Consider the following 6704-nt stretch of genomic DNA (forward strand, 5'->3'; position numbering starts at 1 on the left):
GAAAAATTTAAATTTTTTAAAAATTTTTATTATAAATTTGGAATGTAAAAAAGTGGGGGAAGGTAGCTTCACTTTTATATTTTGTAGTGCCGTCAAACGATAGTTAGTATCGTTTGACTATCACGCTTTATATTGCTTTACTTCATTTACAATGATGGCTTTTGCTTAGCTACCAACAAAAGCCACAAAAATATAATAATATAAATTTATTTAGGATTTACAGTATCTTTATAGACAGCCTTAGCGTTGATAATCTCTTTAATTACAATAGAACGCTCTGCGTTGCCTTTTTTATCGATATTTATAATACCTGAAACGCCCTCAAAGTTTTTACTATTTTTAATCTCTTTATTAATGCACTCCCTATCAGTCGCATCAGCACAACGATTCATCGCATCTATCATTAAATAGTATGAGTCAGCTCCAAGAGCGGTAAATCCAGGCACATTAGACTCGCCACTTTTTTTAGTGTATGCTTCTACAAAAGCTTTTGATTTAGCTGTTGGGGGATTTGAGCTATCAAAGGCATCTGTATATAAATATCCATTAGATGCATCTCCAGCTAACTCTATAAATGTATCGTTGCTTACTCCATCGCCACTGGCAAATTGAGCTTTTACCCCTATTTGTCTAGCTTGACGCACCAATAGCGCAGCCTCAGGATGATAAAATGGCATATATACCAAATCAGGATTTAAGCTATTAATCTGCGATACTATGGCTTTAAAATCCTTATCTCCGCTACTGATTTTTAACTCTTTTAGTAGTTTGCCACCTTGATTTTCAAATTCTTTCTTAAACGCTCTAGCTAGACCAATTGAGTATGAAGTGGATTGGTCTATTACTAGCACCGCACTTTTCATCTCTTTAGATATCGCCCACGAAGCAAAGCTCGTCCCTTGAAATGAATCCATAAATGTAACTCTAGCACCATATTTAGCACGATCTAAGAGCTTATCAGCTGTAGCTGCTGGAGCTATCATCGGAACCTTTTTCTCATCTGCGATTTGTAATACTTGTTGAGTATTGCCAGTTACCATAGCTCCGATTAATCCACTTACCTTATCTTCACTTACTAGCCTTGTAGTAGCTGTGGCGGTCTCTACCTTATCGCCCTTATTATCTACTAATATTAAGCTAACTTTATCCCCATTTTTTAGAGTTGGCTCTAACTCATTAGCTAGTTTAATCCCAGCCCACGCAGTCTGTCCGTAAGCGGCTACTGCACCAGTAATAGGCATAATAACGCCAATTTTAATCTCTTTAGCCGCAGCTGAGCTAATAGCCATCGCAGCAGCTAGCGCAATTAGTGAAAATTTTTTCATTTTAATCCTTTATATTAAATTTACTCTAGATAGCTACCTTGTTTAGTTGGGGTAGTCCTAATCTCATTACTCTCATCATCATCTATAACAAAAGCGTTATCCCCTTTAAGATAGGCTATAATATGCCCCAAATCCTTTAAGCTCATTCTAGTAGCAATTGGTGCCATAAGATATTTTAAACGCCCACCAAACTGCACATCACCCCTATATCCAGCCATAGAATCAGCTATATCATCGCCACTCATATCACTTAGCCTTTGAGATACTCCCATAGCCCTTTTAGTCCCATTTTCTCCGTGGCAAGATTTGCAGTTTTTCTCATATAGCTCTTTTCCTTTAGTGCCATTATAATTTGCATTTTTATCAATGCCGATATTTAGAAATCTACCACTCTCATCATCATCTGATGAATTTGATTTTTCATATACTTTCACACTTATATTATTATCTTTAGCGTGTTTTTCTACTAAAGATTTAAGCTCCTTGCCAAATTCCCCATCAGCTTCTATTATATAGCTATCATTTGCGACCAAATTTGATACCACAAGTAGCGATATAGCCAATTTTGCTATTTTCATTTAAATTCCTTTTTTATACCATAATCCCATCTTATGCGTTAAAGTAGCCCATAAATCATTACTACAAAAACGCAAAATTCTATCTAAATTTGACTTTAGAAAAATTTAAAATTTCTTACTGCTACTCTCATTTAGCATATCTCTAGATAGATTTGCCACCTCTTTTGAGATATTAGCACACTTAGATACATTTAGGCTATTATTCTCTGTTAGCTCTTGCATTTGCGATATGCTACTATTAATATCATTTATAATTTCAGTTTGTTGGCTAATTGAGCTTGATACATCTGTAACGCTTTGGATTAATAGATTAGTATTTGCCTCTATCTCGCCAAGGCTTTTTTGCGTTTTTTCAGCTAGATTTCTTACCTCATCTGCCACCACGGCAAATCCCCTACCATGCTCTCCAGCCCTAGCAGCTTCAATAGCCGCATTTAAAGCTAGTAGATTAGTCTGCTCAGCAATATCCCCAATTATATTTAAAATTTCCTTTGTATCCTCACTTTGTTTGATTAACTCTCCAGCTTTTATATCTATTTGAGTGATGCTTTCATTTATTATATTTATCTCGTTTGAAGTTTTATTAAAGGCTGAATTTTGCGTTCTTTGAGACTCTTCTAAGATCTTTAAAACCTCTTCTAGCTCCTCTGTTTTCTCTTTTAGGGTTAGAGCGATTTTATTAGAGCTTTTTAACATCTCTTTAATGTATAAGCCAAGCTTATTTAAATTATCATTTGTCTTTTTAAACTGCCCTTGAGCGTTCTCATTTACTATAGTATGCGTAAAATCATCTTTGACATATGTATCCAAGGCTGCAGCTATATCTATAAAGCTCTTATCAAGCTCTTTTAAAGTCTCTTTTAAATGGTTAGCTAGTTCATTAACCCTATTATTTGCCCCATTTACTTCAAAATCACTGCCAAAATCCCCCATTTTAGCCATATCTAGAGCTTCAGATGTCTTTTTTATCAGCTCATCATCTTTTTGTATATCCCTTGCTATCGACCTTACATTGTCATTGAATGCACCAGCTATCAAGCCAAGCTCATCGCTAGTATTTAATATAAGTGGCTCAATACTTGTCTTTTTATGATTTAAATAATCAAAGAAATTTAATAACGAATCTTTGATCTTTACTACCGGTCTAGTTATACTCTTTACTATTAAAAATGTAGCTACAGCAAGTATCAAAGCAAATATAAGTAGCGATACAACCATAAGAGTTGTGGTATCTTTAACTGCTGAAAATATGGAGCTTTTATCATTGATTAAGCATACCTTCCACCCACTTATCTCATTTATCCCACAAAGAGCCAATTTATCAACCCCATTTTGAGTAAATTCAAAAAAGCCTTTCGCATCGCTACTGATATTTGATAATATTTTAGATAGCTCATTTTGCTTAAATAACTGCTCTTTATCCTTGCTAATGTACGATATTATTAGCAGGGTCTATAGCCGCTATAGTGTAACTAGCCCTATTTTGTATATTATCTAGATATAAATTCAAAGGTCCTAAAGCTATATCCCCAGATACTACTCCTACTAATCTACCTTGATTACTAATAGGTGCACTAAACCCAAATACCGGAATTTTCTTACTCGCTTGCATCCATGCCGTGCCTAAGACCATATCTTTATTTGACGCTTTAGCTAGTTTATACCAGTCCCTACTCCTTGGGTCATAGCCGCTTGATGGATAGACATGATTGCCATTGCTCCTTAGCATACGACCATTATCTTCCTTGCCAAAATATAGTAGATTAAAGCTACCTAGTTTCTCACTCAAAGCTAGATAATCAGCTATCTTATTCTCATCATCGATATTATTAGCTATGCTATCTCTAAGAGAATTTACAATCGCTTGTTTCTCTCCTATATATGAATCAAGCAAAGAATTCACACTTTGTAAATTTGTCTGATACTCCATCAAGCTACCATCTTCTTTCTGAATAGTTAAAAATGAAATCACCACCACACCAAAAACAATCAATCCAACCAAACAAGCAACTATAACGCTGCTGATACCTTCAGGCTTAGACTTACCTTACATTTTTGCGTATTTTGCATTTTTTACCTTTTTATTTTATATTTTTAACTTTGCTAGAGCCAAGCTAGTCTTTGCGACAAACTTTTTTTTAAATTCTTTCTTTAAGGAACAGGGGAAACTAAAATTTGAAAGCCAAAACAGTTTCCCCTATCCCTTAAGATCCCAACCCCTTCCCAGTTTGGCTTTTTTATTTTATAAAAACTGAGCGAAAGCTCAGCAACCTTGAAAGGCTTTTTCAAAATTTTCGCAACAAAAAACTCGAAGGAGTTTTTGGCAAAAATTTGGAGTATTAAACCTTTTTTGATTTTATCCTAAAAGCCTAGTCTTAAAAATAAAACAACCTATATTAATTTTCTTTTTTAAGGGGAAAGGGGAACGCTTTTTTGGCAGACGCTACCCCTTCCCCCTTTACAACCCCCAACCCCTTGTAAAAGCCTTTCAAGGTTGCTGAGCTACGCTCAGATTTATCATTTGATGGCACTACGAAAAATAAGAGCGAAGCTACCTTGCCCTTCCTACTTAAAAAAGAAAAATTTCTTTTATATCTAAACTTTTGAAAAAACCTTTTATGGTTCTCAAACTATCACTTGACGATTTTTTGCTTCTTAAAAAGCCCAAGCAATCTTTACAACACACTATTTATTACTAAAGATTCTATCAAAATTTGACTTTAGGAATTTAAATTTCATTAATTAATTAAAATTACAAAGATAAGAAAAATAAAGAATTAAAAAAGCATAAAAAAAGGGAGCCCAGCCATAAATAGCCAGGCTCCCCAAAGAGATTAAACCCTATTAAAATTAGAAGTTATATCTAGCTTCAAATCTTAGGTGTTTAGCATCTCCTTTATCGCCACTGTCTCTATCAATGTATGAGTACCAAGTTTTGAAGTTAAGTTTTTTGCTATATTTATAATCTAATCTAACTACTGCTTCATACTCATCAACAGATACATTACCACTAGTTACTCTACCAGATACATAGTCAGCACCTACTCTTACTTTATCAGCAAATGTATAACCAGCTTTTAAGAACCAGTATTTATTTTCGCCATTTATTAAAGTGTAGTCTAGTATATCTTCACCAGCGCCTATGAAGCTACCTTGATCTTCAAATGAGATTAAAGAGTTTGTATCTGTATCAAACCATACATAACCAGCACTCGCATCAAAGCCAAAAGCTTTAGCACCAGCTTCTACAGCTGCAAATTGTGCGTCATCTAGTGGTAAAGCACCAGCTGCTGCGGCTGTTCTAGCATTGTCTGCCCACATACTTGAGCCAGCATATTGAGCTTGTAAGCTTAGATCTATATCAGCTATATTAGCTCCTATAGTTACATCAAGAGCATATAGTTGAGCTACGCTATCAAGAGCTGCATACCATAGCTGGAAGCTAACTGGATCATATGAGCCAATAGCAGCTACACCATATAGGTTTCTATCATATACAAATTCGCTAGAACCATTTTCGCCGATAAATAATCCTCTTGTACCGATATCGCCATCATTTTGAAGGTTATCAAATGCTATAGCAGCTAGAGTAAGACCGCTAATATCGCTATTAAGTAGTTTAATACCAGTACCTACCATATCATCAGTAAAGAATGTGCCTAGCACTTGACGACCAGCTGTGATAGTGGTGTTACCAGCTTTGTAACCTACATAGAATTGGCGAACATTGAATGTTTGACCATAATTATCAGCATTGTTGCCTTGATTAACTGTACCTACTTGAGTAGCAGCATTTACTCTCTCGCCTGATGCGTCACGGCTATCATATCTAAAGCCGATAACACCAAAGAAGTTATCATCTAGAGCAGATTTGAAGTTAATATCTGATGTAAATCTGTGGTAGTTATTTGTAGCACCTGTAGTGTTAGTTGTAGTATTTGTGCTATCAAATCTATATCTTGCATAGCCTGATACATCTACATTTTTAACAGCTTCTTCAAGTGATGCAGCACTTGCTACGCTTGAAAGAGCACCGGCAGCTACGATTGCAGCTAAGCTTAGTTTAACTAATTTCATTTTATCTCCTTATTAAAGTATAGGTTTGAAATTGTAATGGGTTTTTACTTAATATTTACTGAATTCTTGCCGAATTATTACCGATTATTTACCAAAATTTAAAAATTCAAAGAGTATAAATCATCAAATCTATACTTATTTTGCTAAGTTTAAAGCTTTTGATATTTTAAAAATTCTTGCGAGTTTTTTATTGCTATTCTTTATTTTTAACACTTCAAATTTTTGCAAACGGCAATTTATTGCCGTAAGAAGTAAAAAATAGTCAAGCGATAGCTTGACAACCTTGAAAGGTTTTTTCAAAATTTTCGCAAAAGCAAAATAACCTAAATGGTTGTTTTACGGCGAAAATTTTGTAAAAGCCTTTCAATGGGTGGCTTACGCCACTGATTTTGATATAGCTTTTTATAAAATAAAAATGCCAAACTGGGAAGGAGTTGGGATTTTAAGGAATAGGGGAACCCCATTTTTACCTACTTTTAACGGCGTAGCAAAGCCACGCCTAAAGTAGCAAACACTAAGGTCCCCATAAATGGGGTACCCCACTCGTGGGGACTTTAGCTTGATTAAACTTTTCTAAAGTTTATCGCAAAGGTCGGCTCTGCTGACCTGCGAAGTTAAAAATAGTTTCCCCTGTCCCTTAAAGAAAATTTTCGCAACAAAAAACTCGAAGGAGTTTTTGGTGAAAATTTGGAATATCAAAGAAACTCTTTTTCTTTTTAAGTGG

5 protein-coding genes are annotated in these 6704 nt (G+C 35.0%); all 5 read right to left on the reverse strand.

Annotated elements, in window-relative coordinates:
- Nucleotides 1-206 precede the first annotated feature (206 nt).
- A complete protein-coding gene (locus CSUIS19073_RS07775; RefSeq protein ID WP_086237694.1) occupies nt 207-1325 on the reverse strand; it encodes an ABC transporter substrate-binding protein in 1119 nt (372 codons plus the stop codon).
- Nucleotides 1326-1345: 20 nt separating this feature from the next.
- The gene (locus CSUIS19073_RS07780; RefSeq protein ID WP_086237695.1) at nt 1346-1903 is read right to left on the reverse strand and encodes a c-type cytochrome; all 558 of its coding nucleotides are present in this window, start codon (nt 1901-1903) and stop codon (nt 1346-1348) included.
- Nucleotides 1904-2008: 105 nt separating this feature from the next.
- Nucleotides 2009-3121: a methyl-accepting chemotaxis protein gene (locus tag CSUIS19073_RS07785; protein WP_086242634.1), complete on the reverse strand. Its 1113-nt coding sequence runs from the start codon at nt 3119-3121 to the stop codon at nt 2009-2011.
- Between the two features lie 208 nt (nt 3122-3329).
- Entirely contained in the window at nt 3330-3905 is a 576-nt protein-coding gene (locus tag CSUIS19073_RS07790; protein ID WP_086242630.1) for a cache domain-containing protein, read from the reverse strand.
- A gap of 848 nt (nt 3906-4753) precedes the next feature.
- Nucleotides 4754-5980: a porin gene (locus CSUIS19073_RS07795; protein ID WP_086242631.1), complete on the reverse strand. Its 1227-nt coding sequence runs from the start codon at nt 5978-5980 to the stop codon at nt 4754-4756.
- Between the last annotated feature and the right edge of the window lie 724 nt (nt 5981-6704).

Source organism: Campylobacter sp. RM19073, assembly GCF_024723495.1.
GTDB lineage: Bacteria > Campylobacterota > Campylobacteria > Campylobacterales > Campylobacteraceae > Campylobacter > Campylobacter porcelli.

What these genes read in the sequence shown, in the direction of transcription:
- CSUIS19073_RS07775 (WP_086237694.1), bottom strand. Translation starts at nt 1,325, where the DNA reads ATGAAAAAATTTTCACTAATTGCGCTAGCTGCTGCGATGGCTATTAGC.
- CSUIS19073_RS07780 (WP_086237695.1), bottom strand. Translation starts at nt 1,903, where the DNA reads ATGAAAATAGCAAAATTGGCTATATCGCTACTTGTGGTATCAAATTTG.
- CSUIS19073_RS07785 (WP_086242634.1), bottom strand. Translation starts at nt 3,121, where the DNA reads ATGGTTGTATCGCTACTTATATTTGCTTTGATACTTGCTGTAGCTACA.
- CSUIS19073_RS07795 (WP_086242631.1), bottom strand. Translation starts at nt 5,980, where the DNA reads ATGAAATTAGTTAAACTAAGCTTAGCTGCAATCGTAGCTGCCGGTGCT.